The organism is Enterobacter sp. T2, from assembly GCF_010692925.1.
Lineage (GTDB): Bacteria > Pseudomonadota > Gammaproteobacteria > Enterobacterales > Enterobacteriaceae > Enterobacter > Enterobacter kobei.
Map to the genome: position 1 here is coordinate 3033325 of NZ_CP048736.1, position 23502 is coordinate 3056826.

The 23502-nt window shown below is 55.6% G+C and carries 17 protein-coding genes and 2 pseudogenes; 9 read left to right on the top strand and 10 right to left on the bottom strand.

Annotation, left to right across the window (positions count from 1 at the left end; genetic code table 11):
* Positions 1-69: 69 nt before the first annotated feature.
* Positions 70-984, top strand: coding sequence for a drug/metabolite exporter YedA (gene yedA, locus G0034_RS14785; RefSeq protein ID WP_179121034.1), 915 nt, complete (start codon positions 70-72; stop codon positions 982-984).
* Here yedA and G0034_RS14790 read toward each other — a convergent pair.
* The 3 genes from G0034_RS14790 to G0034_RS14800 all read right to left on the bottom strand — a co-directional run bounded on the left by G0034_RS14790 (position 956) and on the right by G0034_RS14800 (position 3606).
* Entirely contained in the window at positions 956-1447 is a 492-nt protein-coding gene (locus G0034_RS14790) for a very short patch repair endonuclease (RefSeq protein ID WP_014884408.1), read from the bottom strand. The two genes, yedA and G0034_RS14790, sit on opposite strands and share 29 nt — an antisense overlap.
* A complete protein-coding gene (locus G0034_RS14795) occupies positions 1428-2843 on the bottom strand; it encodes a DNA cytosine methyltransferase (RefSeq protein WP_014884409.1) in 1416 nt (471 codons plus the stop codon). Before G0034_RS14795 ends, G0034_RS14790 begins: the two co-directional genes overlap by 20 nt.
* A 61-nt stretch (positions 2844-2904) precedes the next feature.
* On the bottom strand, positions 2905-3606 hold the full coding sequence (locus tag G0034_RS14800; RefSeq protein WP_032636112.1) for a phosphohydrolase: 702 nt from the start codon (positions 3604-3606) through the stop codon (positions 2905-2907).
* Positions 3607-3891: 285 nt separating this feature from the next.
* Between G0034_RS14800 and ompC the strand changes: the two are divergent.
* Positions 3892-5034 (top strand): annotated as a pseudogene (gene ompC / locus G0034_RS14805) (porin OmpC).
* Positions 5035-5092: 58 nt separating this feature from the next.
* On the opposite strand, the gene G0034_RS14810 reads toward ompC, so the two are convergent.
* Complete coding sequence (locus G0034_RS14810) at positions 5093-5956, bottom strand: N-acetylmuramic acid 6-phosphate etherase (RefSeq protein WP_014884412.1); 864 nt, start codon at positions 5954-5956, stop codon at positions 5093-5095.
* A gap of 164 nt (positions 5957-6120) precedes the next feature.
* On the opposite strand from G0034_RS14810, the gene G0034_RS14815 reads away from it, so the two are divergent.
* Positions 6121-7737, top strand: a complete 1617-nt coding sequence (locus G0034_RS14815; RefSeq protein ID WP_047626507.1) for a sensor histidine kinase — start codon at positions 6121-6123, stop codon at positions 7735-7737.
* Positions 7734-8453: a two-component system response regulator DcuR gene (gene dcuR / locus G0034_RS14820; RefSeq protein WP_014884414.1), complete on the top strand. Its 720-nt coding sequence runs from the start codon at positions 7734-7736 to the stop codon at positions 8451-8453. Before G0034_RS14815 ends, dcuR begins: the two co-directional genes overlap by 4 nt.
* On the opposite strand, the pseudogene G0034_RS14825 reads toward dcuR, so the two are convergent.
* Positions 8434-9392: pseudogene (locus G0034_RS14825) on the bottom strand (FAD:protein FMN transferase). The gene dcuR and the pseudogene G0034_RS14825 sit on opposite strands and share 20 nt — an antisense overlap.
* Positions 9393-9485: 93 nt before the next feature.
* Complete coding sequence (locus tag G0034_RS14830; RefSeq protein ID WP_179121035.1) at positions 9486-12266, bottom strand: flavocytochrome c; 2781 nt, start codon at positions 12264-12266, stop codon at positions 9486-9488.
* A 611-nt stretch (positions 12267-12877) separates the two neighbouring features.
* On the opposite strand from G0034_RS14830, the gene G0034_RS14835 reads away from it, so the two are divergent.
* Together G0034_RS14835 and fumA are read left to right on the top strand one after the other, a co-directional pair.
* Positions 12878-14386, top strand: a complete 1509-nt coding sequence (locus tag G0034_RS14835; protein WP_014884418.1) for an anion permease — start codon at positions 12878-12880, stop codon at positions 14384-14386.
* Positions 14387-14438: 52 nt separating this feature from the next.
* Entirely contained in the window at positions 14439-16088 is a 1650-nt protein-coding gene (fumA, locus tag G0034_RS14840) for a class I fumarate hydratase FumA (RefSeq protein WP_032636107.1), read from the top strand.
* Here the strand turns inward: fumA and G0034_RS14845 are convergent.
* Entirely contained in the window at positions 16077-16982 is a 906-nt protein-coding gene (locus G0034_RS14845) for a LysR family transcriptional regulator (RefSeq protein WP_069602212.1), read from the bottom strand. The two genes, fumA and G0034_RS14845, sit on opposite strands and share 12 nt — an antisense overlap.
* A 95-nt stretch (positions 16983-17077) precedes the next feature.
* On the opposite strand from G0034_RS14845, the gene G0034_RS14850 reads away from it, so the two are divergent.
* From G0034_RS14850 to G0034_RS14860, 3 genes are all read left to right on the top strand, one after another.
* Positions 17078-18373, top strand: a complete 1296-nt coding sequence (locus tag G0034_RS14850; protein WP_179121036.1) for a serine hydrolase domain-containing protein — start codon at positions 17078-17080, stop codon at positions 18371-18373.
* 260 nt (positions 18374-18633) lie between these two features.
* Positions 18634-19947: an MFS transporter gene (locus G0034_RS14855; RefSeq protein WP_179121037.1), complete on the top strand. Its 1314-nt coding sequence runs from the start codon at positions 18634-18636 to the stop codon at positions 19945-19947.
* Positions 19944-20732 (top strand): substrate-binding domain-containing protein, encoded by a 789-nt coding sequence (locus tag G0034_RS14860; RefSeq protein WP_179121038.1) that lies wholly within the window; start codon positions 19944-19946, stop codon positions 20730-20732. Before G0034_RS14855 ends, G0034_RS14860 begins: the two co-directional genes overlap by 4 nt.
* Here the strand turns inward: G0034_RS14860 and psrA are convergent.
* Genes psrA through G0034_RS14875 form a run of 3 tightly spaced genes read right to left on the bottom strand, consistent with a single transcriptional unit; the run spans position 20707 to position 23303 of the window.
* A complete protein-coding gene (psrA, locus tag G0034_RS14865) occupies positions 20707-21606 on the bottom strand; it encodes an L-proline-binding transcription factor PsrA (protein ID WP_057057779.1) in 900 nt (299 codons plus the stop codon). The two genes, G0034_RS14860 and psrA, sit on opposite strands and share 26 nt — an antisense overlap.
* Before the next feature lie 24 nt (positions 21607-21630).
* A complete protein-coding gene (locus G0034_RS14870) occupies positions 21631-23160 on the bottom strand; it encodes a cryptochrome/photolyase family protein (protein ID WP_179121039.1) in 1530 nt (509 codons plus the stop codon).
* A complete protein-coding gene (locus G0034_RS14875; RefSeq protein WP_014884425.1) occupies positions 23157-23303 on the bottom strand; it encodes a DUF2256 domain-containing protein in 147 nt (48 codons plus the stop codon). Before G0034_RS14875 ends, G0034_RS14870 begins: the two co-directional genes overlap by 4 nt.
* Positions 23304-23502 lie beyond the last annotated feature (199 nt).

The following is a 23502-nucleotide window of genomic DNA, read 5'->3' on the forward strand; positions in this document are numbered from 1 at the left end:
AAAGGGCTCGCCAGCACGATAGTTTTCGCGTTTACTATCAGCGACCTTTTTATTTCGTCGTGAGGGATTATGCGTTTCCGGCAACTGCTACCGCTCATCGGGGCACTTTTTTCGCTTTATATCATCTGGGGTTCGACCTACTTTGTCATTCGCATCGGCGTGGAAAGCTGGCCGCCGCTGATGATGGCGGGCATTCGTTTCCTCTCGGCGGGCGTGTTGCTGCTGGCCTTTCTGCTGCTGCGCGGTCATAAGCTACCGCCGCTGCGCCCGATGCTCAACGCCGCCCTGATTGGCCTGCTGCTATTGGCGGTAGGGAATGGGTTTGTGACCATTGCCGAGCACCAGAACGTACCGTCGGGGATCGCCGCCGTGGTCGTTGCCACCGTACCGCTGTTTACCCTCTGCTTCAGCCGTCTTTTTGGCATCCGTACCCGCAAGCTGGAATGGGTGGGGATTGGCATCGGCCTGGCGGGCATTATTCTGCTCAACAGCGGCGGTAACCTGAGCGGCAATCCGTGGGGCGCGATCATTATTCTTATCGGCTCAATGAGCTGGGCGTTTGGTTCGGTATACGGTTCGCGTATCGAACTGCCAACCGGCATGATGGCGGGGGCGATTGAGATGCTTGCCGCGGGGATCGTGCTTCTGATTGCCTCTACGCTGTCGGGTGAAACGCTGACGACCATGCCAGGTCTGTCGGGTTTCCTGGCGGTCGGGTATCTGGCGCTGTTTGGTTCGCTCATTGCAATCAATGCCTACATGTTCCTGATCCGCAATGTGTCTCCGGCAGTTGCCACCAGCTATGCCTACGTCAACCCGGTCGTGGCCGTGCTGCTCGGTACCGGGCTCGGCGGGGAAACACTCTCTCCGGTTGAGTGGTTAGCATTAGGGGTGATTGTTTTTGCCGTCGTGCTGGTCACGCTGGGCAAATATTTACTGCCGGCGAAGCCCGTGATTACGCCTTGCGGGGTGGAGAAACCGTAAGCGCGTGGATCCCCTGTGTGTCGATCTGCGCGGTGTGTCCGCCGCCGCAGATCCACTCTTCCAGCCGTTCGCGCAGATCGGCATCGTTCAGTTTTCGCCGCCCTCTCAGCGCACACTCCCAGACGATCAGCACGCGCCAGCCCTGCGCGATAAGCGTGGTGAGATCACGCGCGTCGCGCGCAACGTTCTTGCCAATCTTCTCCAGCCAGAAATCAGTGCGCGTTGCCGGAACTTTAAACAGGTAACAGTCGTGATGATGCCAGAAACAGCCGTGGGTAAAGATAATGCACTGATACGCGTCGATGACGAAATCCGGTCGCCCCGCCAGCGCGGCATCCTGCACGCGGAAATCAAACCCCGCCTGCGTCAATAATCCGGCCAGACGCTTTTCAATGGCGGTATCACGCGTGCCGATGGCACGCATGTTTTTGCTGCGCGTTGCCTTATCGTGAACGTCCGTCATTGACGGCCTCACTCTGGCGGAGTGCCACCGCCTGCCGGATACGTGAGGCCAGCAGTTTTGCCACCGCCGCAAACGCGGGCACCACCACCGAGTTACCAAACTGACGGTATGCCTGAGTGTCCGACACCGGAATACGGAAACTGTAGCCCTGCGGCGTTTCAAAGCCCATCAGCCGGGCACATTCCCGTGGCGTGAGGCGTCGTGGACGGTGGAGCTGGTTTTGCGGATCGTCGAAATCCCTCTCGCCCAGCGCTTTATCCCAGCCTCTGTCGATCAGGATTTCCGCGCCGTCTTTATAATAACGAGCGGACAAGGTGCGGGTCACGCTGTGCGGATCGTGAGGATTAACCATGCCAAATCCGAAGCCGTTGCCTTTTGCCTGATGCTTTTTGGCATAGCGGTAGAGGTATTTCCACAGAACGGGCGTAAGGATAAATTTCGCGTCGACCACAGGCTCCAGCAGGTCGGCGACGGTTGGACGACGCTCGGGATACAGAGACGGGATATCCCGCAGGGTAAAATCTCCCTTCAGATTGAGATCGCGGCGGAAGCCGACCAGCACAATGCGCTCGCGATGCTGGGGCAGGAAATGTTTCCCGTCAATGATTTTTGGGTCATCCGCGCCCATATCCTCAGAATCGGCCACGTCGTAACCCAGCTCATCCAGGGTCTGCATAATAATGCGGAAGGTTTTTCCGCCGTCATGGCTCTTTAAGTTTTTGACGTTTTCCAGCACAAAAATGGCCGGACGGCGGGCGTCAATGATGCGGGCCACATCAAAAAACAGCGTTCCCTGCGTATCGCAGGCGAAACCGTGGGCGCGACCGAGGGCATTCTTTTTCGATACGCCGGCCAGCGAGAAAGGCTGGCAGGGGAAGCCAGCCAGCAGCACGTCGTGCGCCGGGATCGTCTGACGAATATGCCCGGCGGCCTGTTCATCCGTGACGCCGCTTTTATGGCTCAGGGTGACATCACGGATATCGGCGTTGAAGTGATGTTCGTGCGGATCGCAGTACCAGTTCGCTTTATAGGTGCGTACCGCATGTTTGTTCCACTCGCTGGTAAACACGCACTGACCGCCGATGGCTTCAAAACCGTGCCGGATCCCACCGATACCGGCGAACAGATCGATAAAGCGGAATGCATAGTCCGGGTGCGCGGCAGAGGGACGCGGAAGCAGGTTTTGCAGATAACGAAACTCACCGTCGCTCAGGCGACGCCCTGCCCGCTCGCTGGTCAGCAGTCGCTTAAGGATGGCCGGGCTCCAGTGGCTCTCACCGTGCGCTATCAGCTGGTTCGCCAGCGTTTTGACATCATAAATATCCAGCAGCTGGCGCAGTAATGCCTGCACCGTTGCCGTTGATTTCTCAGCCTGCTCTGGCGCGGGCCCTGTCACTGATCGATTTTCCTGCATTCTTTTAACCGGAGAATAAAGACTGGGAACAGATTACCACAGTTCAGTTGGGCAAACTGCGACAGAAGCGGTGCTGAATCTGGCTATCCAGCCCGATGCAGTCGCCCTGTAATTCGGCACTGAGTTTCGCCATAAAGTGAACGAGAAAATCGGCGTTATGTTGCGCGAGCTCGCGCCCGACGTCGGTTTGCATTGTATCAGGCAAGCGCAGCAGCTTAGTCTGAAAATGATCGAGGGCAAATGCCCGGTCATCCAGCGAGCGCGCATCGGCAAAGGGATCTTCCGCGTCAAACAGTGCCACGCCCAGCGCCCCCGAGACGGCAAACACGCGCGCCAGGCCAATCGCGCCCAGCGCTTCGAGACGATCGGCGTCCTGGACAATTTTGGCCTCGATACTTTGCGGCGCAATACCCGCGCTGAAACTGTGCGCCTCGATGGCATGCTCCACGGCGGCAAAGCGATCCGGCGGAAAGTCCGGGAAATCGCGGTGCAGAATGTCCCGCGTTTTGCGCGCCGCCAGACGCGATGACTGACTGCGTTCAGGATGATTTTTCGGCAGGCTAACGATGTCGTGAAAATAGCAGGCGGTCAGGACCACCAGCGGATCGGCCTGATGATGAATCATTATTTTGCGGGCCGTCATCCAGACGCGTCGGAAGTGCGAAATATCATGCGCACTGTCTTCGCTGGCGTGATGTTCATCAAGCCAGGATTCAAAACGCTGCTGCCACTGTATGGGTTCCATCATTCTATCCTGTGACGAAAACAGGCTGTGGATTATAACACAGCCGAATTAAATGATTTAAAAAATAGAAATGAGAAATACTTAATAATAATTATGCGCAATGAATTCAGTTCATTAATTCACATGAAAAATAATGAGAGCTTTAGAAATATTTTGTAATATTTTTACTGATTTAATTACATTTATTTTTGAACCAAAATAACAATCCATAGAATAGTATCAAAATCGTAATTACGGAGGGTGATTACATATATTCATATAAATTATCTTTAAAGGGAATATATAATGAAAAGAAAAGTTCTGGCAATTCTGGTACCCGCATTATTAATGGCTGGCGCAGCAAATGCGGCTGAAATCTATAATAAAAACGGCAACAAAGTTGACCTGTATGGCAAAGTTGATGCGCGTCATACCTTCTCTGACAACCCTGGTGACGACGGCGATGAAACCTATGTACAGGTGGGTTTCAAAGGCGAAACTCAGATTACTAATGAGCTGACGGGTTACGGCCAATGGGAATATAAAACCTACGCCAACGATACTGAAAACGCAGGTGGTAACTCTTTCAACCGTCTGGCGTACGCTGGCCTGAAATATGGCGAATACGGTTCATTTGACTATGGCCGTAATTATGGCGTGGTGTATGACGTTGAAGCCTGGACCGATATGCTGCCAGTATTCGGCGGTGATTCTTACACCTGGACCGATAACTTCATGAACGGCCGTGCTAACGGTCTGGCAACCTACCGTAATAGTGATTTCTTCGGTCTGGTTGAAGGTCTGAATTTCGCGCTGCAGTATCAGGGGGCGAATGAAGGTGCTAACGCGAATGAAGATCAGGAAGGCACCAAAAACGGTCATAACAAAGTACGTTTCCAGAACGGTGACGGCTTCGGTATGTCTACCTCCTATGATTTCTCTGGCGACCTGTCCGGCCTGAGCCTGGGTGCGGCGTACTCGTCTTCTGACCGTACCAATGAGCAGGTTGCAAACGGCAAACGCTTTGAAGGTGTCGGGTTTGCGGATGGCGAAAAAGCCGAAGCCTGGACTGTTGGCGCGAAATAGGATGCAAACAGCATCTACCTGGCGATGATGTATGCGGAAACCCGCAACATGACGCCATTCGGTGACGTTGGTGTCGCAAACCAGACTCAAAACTTTGAAGCGGTTGCACAGTACCAGTTCGACTTCGGTCTGCGTCCTTCCCTGGCATGGGTTTACTCAAAAGGTAAAGACCTGGATGGTCAGGGCTTCAACCAGGATCTGGTTAACTACATTGACCTGGGCATGACTTACAGCTTCAACAAAAACTTCTCCACCTATGTTGATTACAAAATCAACATGCTGGATCAGGATGAAGCGCTGTATGATGCGTACGGTATATCTACCGACGACATCGTTGGCGTAGGCATGACCTACCAGTTCTAATCCCCAAAAATACTAAAGCCCGCACTCGCGGGCTTTTTTTCATTTATAAGAGCCGAATTTACGGCGCTTCCTGCAACGCCACGCGAATAAACCCGTTATTCTGCGCCAGCAGTTCGTGGGCTTTCCATGCATCCAGCCCGGTCAGTACCATCAGGACTGCCGTTTTACAGTTATGGTTACAGCTCTCCAGCGCGGCTTTTGCCTGCGCCCGGGTGCAGCCCCCCGCCTCCATCACAATGGCAATTTGTCGTTCGGCCCATTTGGTATTGCGTGCCTCCAGATCCACCCGCAGGTTGCTGTAAACGCGCCCGGTCCGCACGGCCAGCCCGGTGGTGACCATCGAGAGGATCATTTTTTGCGCAATACCCGCTTTGGTATTGCTAAAGCCTGCCACCACATCAGCCCCCAGCGCCGGGGCAATCACCATGCTTGCCAGCTGCGCCGCTTCACTTTGTGCATCACCGGTAATGATGGCGACCATAGAGCCCAGCGACCATGCATGGCGCATTGCCCCCCAGACCCACGGCGTTTTTCCGCTAACGGTAACCGCCAGCATCATATCGTGTTCACCAAACTTAATGGCCTGCAGATCGGCAACGCCACGCTCGTAGCTCCCTTCCCCTTCCTGTGCCGTCACGGCAATCACGGGGGTTTTGCCCGGCGCATATTCATCGGCAGCCTGTTGTGCGACACGGCCAGACGGCCCCGCCCCAACAATAACCAGACGGCCCCCGTGACTAAGCGTCGCCGCGGCGTTATCCACCACGCGGGCGATCGTCGTTAAACAGGGGGATATTGCAGCGGAAATGAGTGCATCTTCCTGGTGAATGACCTTCAGCATGTCCAGCGTGGACAATCTATCAATATTCATCGTGCTGGCGTGCCGTCTTTCCTTGACCGAACCGGTAAGCATAATGCTCATAAACAGCCTCCTTATTATGAGTACCCACACACTATAAAGTGTTTTATATGGATGACCTGCGAGGAGGGTCACGAAAAGAGGACCAAATCCACGCCTTTACATGGCTTTAAGAAACGCGCGTCATCAGCGATAATTACCCCTTTGTTAATCATCGCGGAGTATTGATGAGCGATTTGCAGCCTTTCCTTCTGACGCGCAAGCGCCCCATGAAACTGAACACGCTGGTCACGTTGATGGTATGCGCGATTATTGCCTCTGTGCTGCTTCTGGTCTTTGCGCTCTACTCCGTTCAGATCACCCGGGCCACCCGCGATGATGTCAAAGACACCGCACTGGGTATCGCCCGCACGCTGGCCGACAGCCCGGAGATCCAGCGAGGCCTGATGCAGTCTCCGCAGGCCGACATCATTCAGCCCATCGCCAAAGCAGTCACCCAACGCAACGATCTGCTGCTCACCGTGGTGACCGACATGCGCGGTATTCGTTACTCGCACCCGAACGAAGCACTGATTGGCCTGCATTTTATTGGTAACGATCTGGAACCCGCCCTGGAAGGTAAAGAGAATGTCTCGGTTAACCGGGGTGCCCTCGCCGAAGCGCTTCGCGTCTTTACCCCGGTTTATGACAGCCAGCACGATCAGATCGGGGTGGTGGTGGTCGGTATCTCCCTCAAAAAGGTGGAAGACCAGATTGCCCGCGGGCGGCTGAATGCGCTCTGGACGATATTATTCAGTATCTTTATGAGTTCAATGGCGATTTGGGGCCTGGTGCGGGTGCTGAAGCGCATTCTGTTCGGCCTCGAACCCTACGAGATATCCGCCCTTTTCGAACAACGTCAGGCGATGCTGCAGTCGCTTCGCGAAGGCGTACTGGCCGTCGATATTCACGGGCGCGTGACGATGATCAACCACACCGCCAGAGAAATTTTACTCCTGCCCTCCGGCAAGCAAACGGAAAACGCCAGCGCACCACTTTTAGCCAGCCTGCGTGAGATTTCAAAAACCGGCGTCGCGCGCCAGGATCAGGAGATCAGCTGTAACGGTCGGCTGTTGCTGTGCAACATGGTGCCGGTCAAAAGCCAGGAGCAGGTCATCGGGGCGATCGCCACCTTCCGCGATAAAACGGAAATCAGCCAGCTGATGCAGCGCATTGATGGCATGGTCAACTACGTCGACGCCCTGCGCAGCCACACGCACGAGTTTATGAATAAACTGCATGTGATCCTTGGCCTGCTGCATATGAAGCGCTATGACAAGCTGGAGGAGTACATCATCCAGACGGCGCATAATTACCAGACGGATATCGGTACGATCCAGAGCAAGGTAAAATCGCCGGTCATTGCCGGGTTCCTGCTGGGTAAAATCAACCGGGCAAAAGAGGCGGGCGTCACCCTGACGCTGGCGGACGAGAGCCAGATACCGGATACCGCCAGCGAAGAGCAGGCCGCGGTGTTGATCACCGCGCTGGGTAACCTGATTGAAAACGCGCTCGACGCGATGGAAGGACAGCAGGAGGGCGAGATCGGCCTGCTGCTGCATTATCAGAATGGCTGGCTCAGTTGCGAAGTCAGCGACGATGGCCCCGGCATTGATCCCACTCAGCTGGAGGCTATTTTTACTAAGGGCTTCTCAACGAAAGGTGAAAACCGCGGCGTTGGGCTGTTCCTTGCTCGCCAGCAGATTCAGAACCTGGGCGGAGAGATCTCCGTGGAGTCTGAGCCTGGCGTCTTTACCCAATTTTTTGTTCACATCCCCTGGGATAGCGAGAGGAATATCGCGTGATAAATGTATTAATTGTCGATGATGACGCCATGGTGGCCGACCTCAACCGTCTGTATGTCAACCGTGTTGAAGGCTTTAGCTGCTGCGGTGTCGCCTCCACGCTCAACCAGGCGAAGGCCATGATTAACGACCCCGGTCAGCCGGTCGATCTGGTGCTACTGGATGTCTATATGCAGCAGGATAACGGGCTGGATCTGCTGCCCGTGATTCGCGCGTCCGGCCGCCCGATCGATGTCATTATGATCTCCTCGGCCGCCGATGCCGCCACGATCCAGACCTCTATCCACTACGGCGTGGTGGATTACCTGATCAAACCCTTCCAGTTCCCGCGCTTTGAAGAGGCGCTTAACGGCTGGAAAGCGAAGCATAACCTGATGGAATCGCATCCGTATTATGAACAGGCCGACGTTGACCGCCTGATCCACGGCGGAGCGCCGGAGCTGGCGGACAGCAAAAAGCTGCCGAAAGGGTTAACGCCGCAGACGCTGCGCACGATCTGCCAGTGGATTGACGCCCACCCGGAGATGGAGTTCTCCACCGATGACCTGGCGAGCGCGGTGAATATCTCCCGCGTCTCGTGCCGCAAATACCTGATCTGGCTGGCGCAAATCAACATTCTGTTCACCAGCATTCACTACGGTGCCACCGGGCGGCCAGTGTATCGTTACCGTCTCCAGCCGGAACAGACGGGGCTGCTTAAGCAGTACTGTCAGTAACGCGGTAGGTATTATCCAGCAACGTAAAGCGGAAGTGGTGCATCGATGAGATCACCACTTCTTTTGTTTTGGTCACAAAAATGGCTTCAATATCCGGGCGAGAGCGCAGCACCGCGCAGCCCTTCTCTATGCCCATGCCGTACATCAGCGTGGTCCAGATATCGCCGTCGATAGACTCTTTTGACACGATGGTGACGCTGTCCAGCGCGTTGTCCAGCGGGTATCCGGTGCGCGGATCGAGAATATGGTGATAGCGCTTGCCGTTTTGCTCAAAGAAGCGCTCGTAGGTTCCTGACGTCACCACGGAGCGGTTTTCCACCGTCATCGCGCCAATCAGCGCGTCGCTGACGAACGGTTTTTTCAGCCCGACGCTCCAGCCCCCTTCCGGTGAGCCCAACGTCTGGATATTCCCCCCAGGTTGATGAGTCCCCGCTCGGTCCCCTCTTTGTGCAGGTAATCCCGCACCCGGTCAGCGATATAGCCTTTGGCGATGGCGCCCAGGTCGATCTCCATGCCTGCTCTCGCCAAAAACACGCTGCTCTGCGCCTCATCAAGGATGACATCCTCAGGACGGGTAATCGCCAGCAGCGCCGCAATGTCATCAGCAGGCGGAACGCTGTCACCCCGGAAACCAATTTTCCAGCGCTTCACCAGCGGGCCTATCGCCAGGTTAAAAGCGCTGTCCTTGAGCAGGCTTGCCGCTTTTGCACAGCGGATCAGCTCGAACACCGGTCGGCTGACGATGACCGGATGCTGACCAGCCGCGTGGTTGATGTCCATCACCTGCGAGTGGGCACGGTTGACGGTAAGCAGATCTTCATACTGTTTGATGAGTCGAAACACGCGGGAGGCGAGGGCTTCGTCATGGGAGAAGAGTTTCAGGAGGATGGGGGAACCCATCAGGACGGCGGAGTAACTGTAAACTCGGTTATCTGACATGCATGTTTCCTCAGATGTAGCCCCGGCAAGCACCGCGCCGCCGGGGAAATCGCCGGATAACGTTGCGTTTATCCGGCCTACAACACAGGTGCTTTATGCCATTTTTGCGCGCATCGCCGCCTGATGTCCGGCAAGGGTACCAAAAATAATGATGTCTGCCACCGCGTTACCACCGATACGGTTACCGCCGTGGATCCCGCCGACCACTTCACCCGCAGCAAATGCCCCTGGCAGCACGTTGTGGTTGCTGTCCAGCACGCAGGTTTCAGTGTTGATGGTCACACCGCCCATGGTGTGGTGCACGCCCGGCGCAATCTGAATGGCGTAGAACGGCCCTTCATTGATTGGCGCACGCAGCGCGGTGGTACGGCCAAAATCATCGTCGTGCTGTTTCTCCACAAAGCCGTTGTAGCGTTCCAGAGTTGCCAGGAAGGCGTGATGATCCATGCCCAGCGCTTCGGCCAGGGCTTTTGGTGAGCTGGCGCTGGTCACGAACCCTTTGGCGATGTACTCATCCGCAGCTTTGTTTTTGGCGCGTACGTGTTCATCAAAGACGATGTAAGCGTATTTCTCTGGCAGCGCGATGATCTGCGCGGAGACTTTGTCGCGGGTCGACATTTCGTTGTAGAAGCGCTCCCCTTTCTGATTGACCAGAATCGCCCCGCCGCCGCGGATGGATTCGGAAATCAGGTACGAGGTTTTCTGCTCCACGGTGGGGTGAATCTGAATTTCGCCCATATCCACGGTGCCCGCCCCGATGCGCTCCAGCAGTGCGATACCGCCGCCGGTGGCCCCTTTATGGTTGGTGGTGACGAATCCTTCCAGGTCCGGACGGTATTTCACCACCATCTGGCTGTTGGCGCTGAAGCCGCCGGTCGCCACAATCACGCTTTTGGTTGCCACGATGACGGTTTCATTCTCTTCGGTCGTCAGGCGCACGCCGGTCACTTCGCCGTTTTCGAAAATAATGTCACTGACGGAGGTATCCAGCATCACCTCGATGTTGCGTTTGTTGACGTTACGCACCAGACCGCTGATCAGATAGCCGCCTACTGCAGAACCGTCTTTTGGACGGTGAGTACGGTCGATGCTCATCCCGCCGGTGGTGGTGATGTCGTTGAGCATAATGCCGCGGGTTGCCAGCCACTCAATTGCTTCCGGTGCGTTCTCGACAAAGCGACGCAGCAGTTCCGGGTTGTTCTTGTTACCGCCGCCTTTCAGGCTTTCCTGGTAGAACAGCTCTTTGCTGTCCTGAATACCCTTCACGCGCTGGAAGCGGGTTTCAGCGGCGTTCATCCCGGCAGAAGCTTTGATGGTGTTACCGCCGATGGTTGGCATTTTCTCGACAATCAGCACGCTTGCGCCTTCGTCGTGCGCCTGAATCGCCGCCGCCAGACCGGCACCGCCGCTGCCCACGACAACCACGTCAACGCTGCGGGTTTCGTTCGGGTCAACGCCCTCCTCTGCCGCCAGCGCTTTACTGGATTTCAGCATCGCTTTAGAAACCGCTTTTTTCACCGCTTCACTCTGGCTGGTTGCGCCGGTGATGGCATCCACGTGCGGGGTGTTGGCATCCAGAATGCGGGTGCGGATCTCTTCGAAGCTGGTCACAAACTCAACGTCTTCGCTTGGGCCGGAGGCCAGCGCGATGTCCGCAATGCGGTCGGTTTCCAGGCTGACGTTAATCACCAGCTCGTTAGCGTCGTCCTGCACTTTCTCGACGAAGGTGCCCGGTTTGAATTTAGACTCGCCCATGCTCATGTCGCGGATCATCGCTTCCACCAGCGAGAAACGCCACAGCGGTTCCGGAATGTTCAGTTCCTCGCGTTTGGTGCTGTCCATAAACAGCTCAAGGCTTTCGCCAGCCGCGATGCGGTCTGTCCAGTCCGGATAAGCGATGGTGGCGCGGCCAACGGCAATCAGGTCGTAACCGTGGTCCAGCGCGTCAGTCACGTCTGAAGCATTCACCACGCCGCCCACGCCCATGACCGGAACCTGCGCCAGCGTTTCTGAACGCATCGCGCAGTATTTTTCGATGAGCGGGGTCGGGTCCTGGGTGTCAACAATCGAAGGACGCAGAGTTGCACCGACGGAGAAGTGCAGGTAATCCACGCCGCGCGCGGCCAGTTTCTCCAGCAGGTACATGGTGTCTTCAAAACGGATGCCCGGGACTTCCAGCTCTTCAGGGGAGAAGCGGTAACCAATGATGAAGGCATCATCCGCGTACTGGCGCACCATTTTGTGCGTAATGTCCAGCACGGCCAGCGGGAACTTCGCGCGGTTGTCGCGGCTGCCGCCCCACTCGTCATCGCGCTGGTTAGAGTTCGGTGAGTAGAACTGCTGAATCAGGTAGGTGTTGGCCCCGTGGATTTCCACGCCGTCGAAACCGGCCTGAATGGCGCGACGCACAGCTTCCCCAAACTTGCCGATCATTCCTTCTACTTCTTCGGCGGTCAGTGCAACCGGCGTTGCGGCACCGTCACGCGGTGCGGCCACCGCGCTTGGGCCAACCGGGGTACGGCCACCAATCAGTTTTGGGTCAACCATACGGCCGCCGTGGTAGATCTGCAGCAGCGCTTTCGAACCTTTGGATTTAATCGCCTCTGCGATTTTCGCCAGCCCGGCAATTTTCTCGTCGTTATCAATACCGATGGCGCCCGGGAAGGCGAGACCGAGATCGTCAACGAAGCAGCACTCCACGATGATGGTACCGATGCTGCCGGAGCGAGCCCGGTAGTACTCCACCAGCTCACTGGTGACAGTACCGTCATAGTAGCCGGTACAGGTGGTCATCGGGGCCATTAACAAACGGTTTTTCAGTTCGGTGCCATTCGGTAATGTGAAGGGGCTAAGAATGCGTTCGTTAGTGCTCATAATAGAAACTCCAAACTTTTAAAATTAAGAATTCGTTATCGGGTTTAATTTTTAAATTGGTTGTTATTTGCCGATGTCATGATACTAATATAATGATTTTTTTAGTTTCTAAAGCCATTACGTTAGTTAAAAAACTATTTAATCCCTGAGATAACAGAAATAACACAATGGTGTTAGTGATAATAATTCACCCGTTTACAATAATTTAAAATACGTTAAATAAATATTGGTCATACCAATTTCACTTAACCATAAAAAAATCAATAAAATCAAGCAATAAAAATAATACCAGATTTTGGATTGTTACAAGAATGATAAAGAAAACGATAAAAATAAATAATAACCCCATACGCCAGAGTGGTTATTAATAAAAGCACGAAAATAACGCTGCACTTCTGTTTTTTTGATCCTGATCAATAGTTGCAGCATCCAAAAGCGCAATATAAAAACATCATCAATTTTTAATTTAACGCACACAGAAAAGCGTTAAATCGTTATTAATGAAAAAACCAAACCGCACCTTTAATAACTAAAAAAAGCAAAGAAACTTAAAAAAACGCATTTGGTTTTTTCTGCACCACCGAACTTTTGACAACTTAAGACGTGAAACTATGAATACAAAAACTGCTGTAACGCCCCCAGTGGCGAACCAGGCATCAAATGGAAAAGCGAAACGACTGCTGATGATGGCGTTGCCCGTCATCGTCGCCGTACTGCTGCTGTTTGTTCCGGTACCGGAAGGTTTACCGCCTTACGCGTGGCACTACTTCGCTATCTTCGTTGGCGTGATCGTCGGGCTGATCTTCGAACCACTGCCTGGCGCGGTGATTGGCCTGACCGGCGTGGTCGCCATTGCGCTGTGTAGCCAGTGGGTGCTCTTCAGCCCGGACCAGCTGGCAGATCCAAAATTCAAGCTGGCAGGCGCCTCCTTCAAATGGGCGGTGAGCGGGTTCGGTAACTCAACGGTCTGGTTGATTTTCGGTGCCTTTATGTTTGCCGCAGGCTATGACAAAACCCGCTTCGGCCGCCGTCTGGCGCTGATTCTGGTAAAATATCTCGGCCGTCGCAGCCTGACGCTCGGGTATGCTATTACCTTTGCGGACCTGCTGCTGGCACCGTTTACCCCGTCCAACACGGCGCGCAGCGGCGGGACCATCTACCCGATTATCGCTAACCTGCCGCCGCTGTACGGCTCAAAACCCAACGACCCAAGCGCGCGCAAAATTGGTTCTTATCTGATGTGGGTGGCTATCACCGCGGCCTGTATCACCAGTTCTATGTTCCTCTCCGCTCTGGCGCCGAACCTGCTGGCGCTGGCGCTGGTGAAAAGCACCGTTGGGATTGATATCTCCTGGGGCACCTGGTTCCTCGCGTTCCTGCCGCTTGGCATCCTGTTGATTCTGACCATGCCGCTGCTGGCCTACTGGTTCTACCCGCCTGAAGTGAAAGTGAATAACGAAGTACCGCTGTGGGCGACCCGCGAGCTGGAAAAACTTGGCAAACTGTCGCGCAATGAGATCCTGCTGCTGGTCTTCGTGTGCTGTGCGTTGCTGATGTGGATCTTCGCCGCCGCGTGGATTGAACCGGCCATGGCTGCCCTGTTAATTGTCGGTCTGATGCTGTGGACCGGTGTGCTGGAGTGGAACGATATCACCGGTAACAAAGCCGCGTGGAACACCTTCGTCTGGTTCGCCACCCTGGTGGCGCTGGCGGATGGCCTCTCCTCTACCGGCTTTATCAGCTGGTTAGGTAAAGAAGGCGGTCTGCTGATGAGCGGTATCTCTCCGGGCGTGGCGACTATCGTCCTGCTGCTGGCGTTCTACCTGCTGCACTACCTGTTTGCCAGCACCACCGCACACACCACCGCGCTGCTGCCCGCGATGCTGACCATCGCCTCCACCATTCCGGGCATGAATATGGAAGTGTTCGTCCTGCTGATGGTGACCTCGCTGGGTGTAATGGGGATCATCACCCCATACGGTACCGGCCCAAGCCCGATTTACTACGGTAGCGGCTACCTGCCAACCAAAGACTACTGGCGCCTGGGCACTATCTTCGGTGCCATCTTCCTGGCGGCCCTGCTGCTGATTGGTTATCCGTGGATGTCGATGATGTTCTGATTTCTGACCGCCGGGGTCTTCCTCCGGCGGTTTTATTTTTGTGGAGCAAGCTATGTCAAACAAACCGTTTATCTACCAGAACCCCTTCCCTCTTTCCCATGACGACACCGAATATTATCTGCTCACCAAAGAGCACGTCTCCGTTGCCGAGTTCGAGGGGCAGGAAATCCTGAAAGTCGAGCCGCAAGCCCTGACGCTGCTGGCGCAGCAGGCCTTCCACGATGCCGCCTTTATGCTGCGTCCTTCTCATCAGAAACAGGTTGCCGCCATTCTTAACGACCCGGAAGCCAGCCAGAACGATAAGTACGTCGCCCTGCAGTTCCTGCGCAACTCTGAAATTGCCGCAAAAGGCGTCCTGCCGACCTGTCAGGATACCGGCACCGCGATCATCATGGGCAAGAAAGGCCAGCGCGTCTGGACCGGCGGCGGTGACGAAGCCGCCCTGAGCCAGGGCGTGTATAACACCTACATTGAAGACAACCTGCGTTATTCCCAGAACGCCGCGCTGGATATGTATAAAGAGGTGAATACAGGCACCAACCTGCCCGCGCAGATTGACCTCTACAGCGTGGACGGTGATGAGTACAAATTCCTGTGCATGGCAAAAGGCGGCGGTTCCGCGAATAAAACCTATCTCTATCAGGAAACCAAAGCGCTAATTACCCCTGCGAAGCTGAAAAACTACCTGGTTGAGAAGATGCGCACGCTCGGCACCGCCGCCTGCCCGCCTTACCATATCGCGTTTGTGATCGGGGGAACGTCGGCTGAAGCCACGCTGAAAACCGTGAAGCTGGCCTCTACCCGCTACTATGACGCGCTGCCAACCGAAGGTAACGAACATGGCCAGGCGTTCCGCGACGTTAAGCTGGAACAGGAACTGCTCGAGGAAGCGCAGAACCTCGGCCTGGGAGCACAGTTTGGCGGTAAATATTTTGCCCACGACATCCGCGTGATTCGCCTGCCGCGCCACGGCGCGTCCTGCCCGATCGGCATGGGGGTTTCCTGCTCCGCAGACCGCAACATCAAAGCGAAAATCAACCGCGACGGGATCTGGATTGAAAAACTGGAACACAACCCGGGCCAGTATATTCCTGAATCACTGCGTCAGCAGGGTGAAGGCGACGTGGTGAGCATCAACCTGAACAAGCCGATGAATGAAATCCTGGCCCAGCTCTCCGCGCACCCGGTCTCTACCCGACTGTCGCTGAACGGGACCATCATCGTGGCACGCGATATTGCCCATGCGAAGCTGAAAGAGCTGCTGGATAACGGCGAGGAACTGCCGCAGTACGTTAAAGATCATCCGATTTACTACGCAGGTCCGGCAAAAACGCCGGAAGGTTACGCCTCTGGCTCACTCGGCCCGACCACCGCGGGACGTATGGACTCGTACGTAGACTTACTGCAATCCCACGGTGCGAGCATGATCATGCTGGCGAAGGGCAATCGCAGCCAGCAGGTGACCGACGCCTGCCATAAGCACGGCGGCTTCTACCTCGGCAGCATTGGCGGTCCGGCGGCGGTACTGGCGCAAAACAGCATTAAGAGCCTGGAGTGCGTGGCGTATCCGGAGCTGGGTATGGAAGCCATCTGGAAAATCGAAGTGGAGAACTTCCCGGCGTTCATCCTGGTGGATGACAAAGGCAACGATTTCTTCCAGCAGATCCAGAATCAACAGTGTAAAGGCTGTTCACAGCGCTGAGGCCTTCCACAACGCCGGTAATCGCGACAGCGTTTCATTGATAAGCCCGCGCTTGTCGCTGCCCGGTTTCCAGATGGTCACCATCGTCTGAGCTATCCCCTGGCTGCCCACCTCGGTGGGCAGCCTTTCTACATTTTTCCACTGCGCCGCATGAAGATGCGTCGGCAAAAATCCCCAGCCGCACCCCTTTTCCAGCAGACCGCGCAGCATCTCAAGTTCGTTGGTAAAAAGGGTATGTCCGGAGATTTGCAGACGGCGCGCGACCGGCTCGTCAGACGCCGCATGCATAATGACCTGCGGCACCAGAGAGAGATCGAGTAGCGAAACCGGGGAGGCGTTATCCCTGAACAGCGCTTTCGAGGCGTAAAAATCCATCTCAATGGACCCTAACGCCCGCCATTCCATCTCATTGCCTACGCTGCGATTACGTGCCTGACAGATCCCCACATCGGCCTCACCGCTGGCGAGCATCGCTTCCGCTTGATCACGCGAGGTGCTGGTCAGGCTCAGCCGAATATTCTGGCTCGCCATTTTTGCTATCAGCGCCTGCAAAAAAGCGCGCGGGGTGAACGGATCGTAGACGAGCGCAATATCCTGCGTCGCGCTTTGCGGAACGGCTCTGGCGAACGCCTCAAAGGCTTTTACCTGACGCATCAACAGATGCGCCTGCCGCTGTAACTGCTCCCCCTCCAGCGTTAACCGCAGGGTTCGCCCCTCGCGCAGGAACAACGCGTAACCCAGACCATCTTCCAGAAAATCAATCAGATCGCGCAGGGTCGTGCGGTCTTTACCCAGTTTAGTGGCCGCCTTCACCAGGCTGCCATGTTCAGCCACGGCGGTGAACGCCTCAAGCTGGGCAAACGAATAGATCAATGACGCCACGCGATCCTCCACAGTTCCTTTTCGGGGGATTTTCCCCCATAACGCGTTTTTTATTATAGGCCGCGGGTTCGTAAACTGAAGTCCTTCCTGAGCCATACGAGAAAAACATGAAAAACAAAACAAACCGCACTCTGCTCGCGGCGCTGATTGTCAGCAGCCTGCTCTCTCCTGCCGCCATGGCTGCCTGCAACGGTACCGTTCTCGACACCTGTCCTGCCCCTTTTGATACAAAACTGCCGGACGCACATACGATGCTCACCTGGAGCCAGGCCGACCGCGTCGTGGGTTTCCGCAACGACTACCGCAACTATGCGGGCGACGTGTTCCATCACGGCAACGCCTCGCCGTTGCTGGCCGCAGAAAAACCGCTGACCGATGCCCGTTATCAGGTGAATGGCAAGACCTACGATCTCCATGATTACCTGAAACGCCAGAACGTCAGCGGCATGCTGGTATTAAAAAACGGCCACGTTGCCTATAAGTATCTGGGTGAAGGGAATACCGACAGCACGCTCTGGACCTCACGCTCTGTCGGTAAATCGGTGGTCTCTGCGCTGGTTGGGGTAGCGATTAAAGAGGGAAAAATCCACTCCCTCGACGATCTTATTACCCAATATGAACCTGATTTGAAAGGCACCGCCTGGGACGGTGTGACGCTGAGACAGCTTATTACCCACACCTCCGGCGTGGCGTGGAATGAGGACTACACGAATCCGGGATCTGATTTCGCAAAGCTGACAGAGTGCGAAGCCAAACCGGGCACCTATGACTGCGTGCGGACATTAGTAAAAGGGTTACACCGCGCGCACCCTGCGGGCGAAAACTGGTCCTATTCCTCGGGCGGCGCGTGGCTGCTGGGTGACGTGCTTGAACGCGCAACCGGCATGACGCTCGCGGCGTATCTGGAGAAAAGCATCTGGCAACCCTACGGCATGGCCAGCGACGGCGTATGGCATGCCTACAGCAAAGGCCAGCATGATGTCGGCGCCCACGGCTTTAACGCCACGCTGGAAGACTGGGGCCGCTTCGGTCAGTTCATCCTTCATAACGGCACATTGCCCGGCGGGAAGCAGATCCTGCCCGAAGGCTGGGTAAAACAGTCCTCAGACTGGACGCAGGCAAAAGGTTCGATGTCCGCCGCGCATCCGAACGGGTTGTATGGCTATCAGTGGTGGAACAACGAAGTGCCGGTTAATGCCACCCACGTCGCGCCAAAGGTCGACAATTCACTTAAAGGGTCGCTCTGGGCGCTGGGGATCTTTGGACAGATGATTATGGTGAATCAGAAAGAGAACCTGGTTATCGTCCAGTGGTCCACCTGGCCGCAGGCGGAACCGTCCTTCAGCGCTCAGCCGCTGGAAGCATCGTTAATGTTTAGCGCAATCGCGAACGCGCTGCGCTGATTTTTAGAGCCAGGCGCTGCCTGGCGTCTCCTCTGCGCGATGTCACAAAACAGCGATATCAGCAACTTAGCGAATTAGCGTGAATAAAAAATCACACGATTGTTAAGTTATTGTTAGGTATGTAAATCCTGGTCAACATCCTGTCATTGATGCACAACGCGCATCAGTTCATTCACTCTTTGCGCTTATTAATTTCCGTTTCCTGATCCAGTTTTCAAAAACAGACGAGCATAACGTCACGATAAAAACTGGAGATAATCATGGTTTCCTCAACCTCACCTGCAACGGTCCGTGCGAAAGCGGGCGCGATTTTTCGCGTCACCTCGGGCAACTTTCTTGAGCAATTCGACTTCTTTCTGTTCGGCTTTTATGCCACCTACATCGCGCATACGTTCTTCCCGGCGAGCAGTGAATTTGCCTCGCTGATGATGACCTTTGCCGTCTTTGGCGCGGGCTTTTTGATGCGTCCGATCGGCGCTATTGTGCTCGGCGCTTACATCGATAAAGTGGGTCGTCGTAAAGGGCTGATTGTCACCTTGTCGATCATGGCTGCCGGAACATTCCTGATTGTGCTTATTCCGTCGTATCAGAGCATTGGGCTGTGGGCACCGCTGCTGGTGCTGACGGGCCGTTTGCTGCAGGGCTTTTCCGCCGGTGCGGAGCTTGGCGGCGTCTCGGTCTATCTGGCAGAAATCGCCACGCCGGGCCGCAAAGGTTTTTACACCAGCTGGCAGTCCGGCAGCCAGCAGGTTGCCATTATGGTCGCCGCGGCGATGGGCTTTGCCCTGAATGCCCTGATGGAGGAGAGCGCCATTCGCGAGTGGGGCTGGCGCATCCCGTTCCTGTTTGGCTGTTTAATCGTGCCGTTCATCTTTTTCCTTCGTCGTAAGCTGGAAGAGACCGAAGAATTCAGCGCGCGCCGTCATCACCTGGATATGCGACAGGTCTTTAACACATTACTCGGCAACTGGCAGGTGGTGGTCGCAGGTATGTTGATGGTAGCGATGACCACCACCGCGTTCTACCTGATCACCGTTTACGCGCCAACCTTCGGCAAAAAAGTGCTGATGCTGAGCGCGTCGGACAGCCTGCTGGTCACGCTGCTGGTGGCCGTCTCTAACTTCATCTGGCTGCCGATAGGTGGAGCCCTCTCGGACCGCTTCGGTCGTAAACCGGTGCTGGTTGTCATGACGCTGCTGGCGCTCGCCACCAGCTACCCGGCACTGACGATGCTGGCGGCGGCCCCCAGCTTCTCCATGATGCTGAGCGTCCTGCTGTGGCTCTCTTTCCTCTACGGCCTGTATAACGGCGCGATGATCCCGGCGCTGACGGAAATCATGCCTGCTGAAGTCCGCGTGGCGGGGTTCTCGCTGGCTTATAGCCTGGCTACCGCCGTCTTTGGCGGTTTCACTCCCGTGATGTCCACCGCGCTGATTGAATACACGGGTGACAAAGCCTCGCCGGGATACTGGATGAGCTTTGCGGCGGTCTGCGCGTTGCTGGCAACGCTCTACCTCTACCGTCGCCGCGCGGCATCACTGCAAAACACCGTTAAGTCACAGGGGGCCGCATGAAACGTACGTCTCGCTCTACCGCCATCGCGCTAATGGCAATGTTCCTGAGCGTCAATGCCTGCGCAGAGGACGTGAAGGTCATGATTTCGGGCGGATTCAAGGCCGCCCTGGAAAAGCTGGCTCCGGAGTATGAACGCCGGACCGGGGATAACATTGTGATCATCCCCGGTCCCTCAATGGGCACTACGCCGCAGGCAATCCCAAACCGGCTCGCGCGCGGAGAGAAAGCCGACGTGGTGATTATGGTGGGCAATGCACTGGCGAAGCTTGAACAGGCCCGTCTGACCCGGCCGGGTACGCGGACTGAACTCGCGGACTCTCGCATCGGCATGGTCGTGAAAAAAGGTGCGGATATCCCTGATATCAGCAGCGAGACGACGCTGCGTAATACCCTGCTGCAGGCTCGCTCCATCGCCTACTCAGACAGTGCCAGCGGCAGGTATGTCAGTGAAGAATTGTTCAAAAAGCTGGGGATTGAAAAGGAGGTGACGAGCAAAGCGACAAAAGTCGAGCGCATTCCGGTCGCATCAGAAGTGGCGAAAGGAAAATACGCCGTCGGGTTCCAGCAGGTCAGCGAGCTGCTGCCGATTCAGGGGATCACCTTTATCGGTAAAATCCCGGATAATTTGCAATACATCACGCGCTTCGCTGGCGCGGTCACCCGTGACGCGGAACATCCCGCGGAGGGAAAAGCGCTGCTGAACTATCTCGCCTCACCGCCCTCAAGGGAAGTCATCCGCGAGACGGGGATGATCCCCGTTACGTCCGGCGATACTGCTCGGTGATCTGTTTTTCAAGCTCAGCCGCAATATAGGACTGGATGCGCCCCCGGCGCCGGATAAGCCCCACGGTACGCTTCACCTCCGGCGCCACCAGCGGCAAAGGGGTCAGCAGCGTGTGCTCTGACGTCGGCATCGACATGGCGGGAACGGCAGCAATGCCGATCCCCGCCTCTACCATACCGAGCATCGTGGTGACATGACGCGTTTCGCAGACGCTGGGACGCTCGGGAATGATATCCCCCAGCAGGCGATCGAGCAGGTTGCGATTGCCGGACGTTTTATCGAGAGAGATGTAATCCTGCTGGAAAAATGCCTGCCACGTCAGCTGGCTCTTCTGCGCCAGCGGGTGATCCTTTCTGCATGCTGCAACATACACATCCTCCACCAGCGGGAAGAATTCGATTTCAGACGACAAGTTTCCTGCGAAGCAAATACCAAAATCCGCCTGGCTTCGGGCCACGGCGTCCATCACGTTGCCCGCGCTACTGTCGATGAGCTTAATGCGAACGCGCGGATAGCGCGACTGAAAGCGACGGATCACATCGGGCATAAAGTAACAGGCTGCGGAAGGTACCGTAGCCACCGTGATCAGCCCCGTCCGCTCTTCGCTGGCTTTATCGACATCCGCCAGCATTGACTCTACGTTATCGAGCAGCTGCGTGGAGCGTTCAGCAAAGTTTTGCCCGTATAACGTCAGGGAGACGCGGCGGGTGGTTCGGTCAAAGAGTCGGTTCCCCAGCGCGGCTTCCAGCTTTTCAATCCTGCGGCTCAGCGCCGACTGGGACAGACAGATAGATTCAGCGGCGACACGGAAGTTACCGTATTCCACTAACGCTCTGAAGGCATAGAGATCGTTGAGGTCGAAATTCACGGGCATAGTGTCTGGATGTCCTGTCAGGGGTCAGAGTTCGTTGAGATTAAGGCGGATGTACTCAGCGCGTTCGGCAATGGCCTGCCGCTCCTCGTCCTTCATGTCCGCAAGCTGTTTAAAAACAATGCCCAGCCGGGGATTGTGACCCAGACGCGCCTGGTTACGCAAAAAGAAATCCCAGTAAAGCGCATTGAAGGGACACGCCAGCTCGCCGGTGCGTTGATTGTGTTGATACCGACATCCCTGACAGTAGTTACTCATCTTATGGATGTAAGACGCGCTTGAAACATAAGGCTTACTGGCCAGTAAACCGCCATCGCCAAACTGGCTCATGCCGAGAGTATTGGGCAATTCCACCCACTCAAACGCATCAATATACACGCCCAGATACCATTCATGTACCGCCTGCGGCGAGAGACCACCGAGCAGGCTAAAATTCCCGATAATCATCAGGCGCTGGATATGGTGAGCGTAAGCCTCAGTGAGCGACTGTCCAATGGCGTGCGCCAGGCAGCGCATTTGCGTCTCGCCCGTCCAGAACCACTCCGGCAGCGGGGTGTGCTGCTCTAACGCATTCAGCTCCCGATAGCCCGGCATTTGCGACCAGTAGATCCCGCGCACATACTCCCGCCAGCCAAGAATTTGCCGGATGAACCCTTCGACAGCAGGCAACGGCGCATCACCCGAGCGCCATGCCTGCTCGGCGGCGGCAACCACTTCACGGGGATTGAGCATTTTGGTGTTCAGCGCAAATGAAATTAAAGAGTGGAAAAGAAAAGGTTCTTCCGTGTGCATTGCATCCTGCCAGTTACCAAACTGGGGCAGGACGTGCGAAATAAACGCATCCAGCCGGGCTTTAGCTTCAGCACGGTCGACTGGCCAGCGAAAAGTGTTGGCCTGCGGTTCGCCAAAGGTACGTACGCCGCAGCGTTGGATCTCTTCCCATAATGCTGAGCGATCGTGGCAGATGCGAGAGTCATCCGGAGCCGGCGGTTCACCGGACCAGCGCTTGCGGTTTTCAGCATCGAAATTCCATTTCCCCCCTTCGGGCTCGCCTTCCGGGGTCAACAGCACGCCATGCTGACGACGCATTTCCCGATAAAAATATTCCATTCGCCAGCTTTTACGCGATGCAAAGAACGCGCTCACCTGCTCCCGGGAGGTGAAAAAATGCTCGCTGCTGACGCAGGTCGTCTCGACGGTCGCCGTTTTCGCCCACGCCTGCAACTGCGCATCAAGGCGCCATTCATCGGGCTCCTGCCACATCACCCTGCCAGCATGGTAATGTGCGATAAGCGCGTTGAGATTATCTTCCAGCGCGCCGCGATTTGAACCCTCAGAGAGCCGGACATACCTTACCCGATGCCCCTTCTCTTTTAACTCAGCAGCAAACGCGCGCATGGCTGCGAAGATAGCGATGATTTTCTGAGCATGATGAAGGACATACGCGGTTTCTGCCCGCAGTTCCAGCATCACGTAAATGACATTCGGGCTGCAGGTATCAAACCAGCTGTGATGTGGATTGAGCTGATCGCCCAGAATCAGGCGTAGTTCGGTCAACGGTGGCTCCTGCGACAGCGCTCAGAACAGTATTTGACCTCATCCCAGCATTTCGCCCACTTCTTGCGCCACGTCATGGGCCGCTGGCAGTGCACACACGCTCGACTGGGCAGGTTCTGCTTGTTACCTTTGAAATCACTCATCTTTTCAATACCGGACTGATTTATTCATTCGGGCTGCGGATAAAGGCTACGACAGACATCACAAAATGAAGGTGATGCCTGCAAAGCGCTACCCACTGCTCTGTACGAAATGATAGTTTATTCAGGCTGGAAGTGTAGAAATAAGCCATTTTCTGGCATCTTAACTGAACCTGACTTTCCCATTTTTGTTCAAGTGACG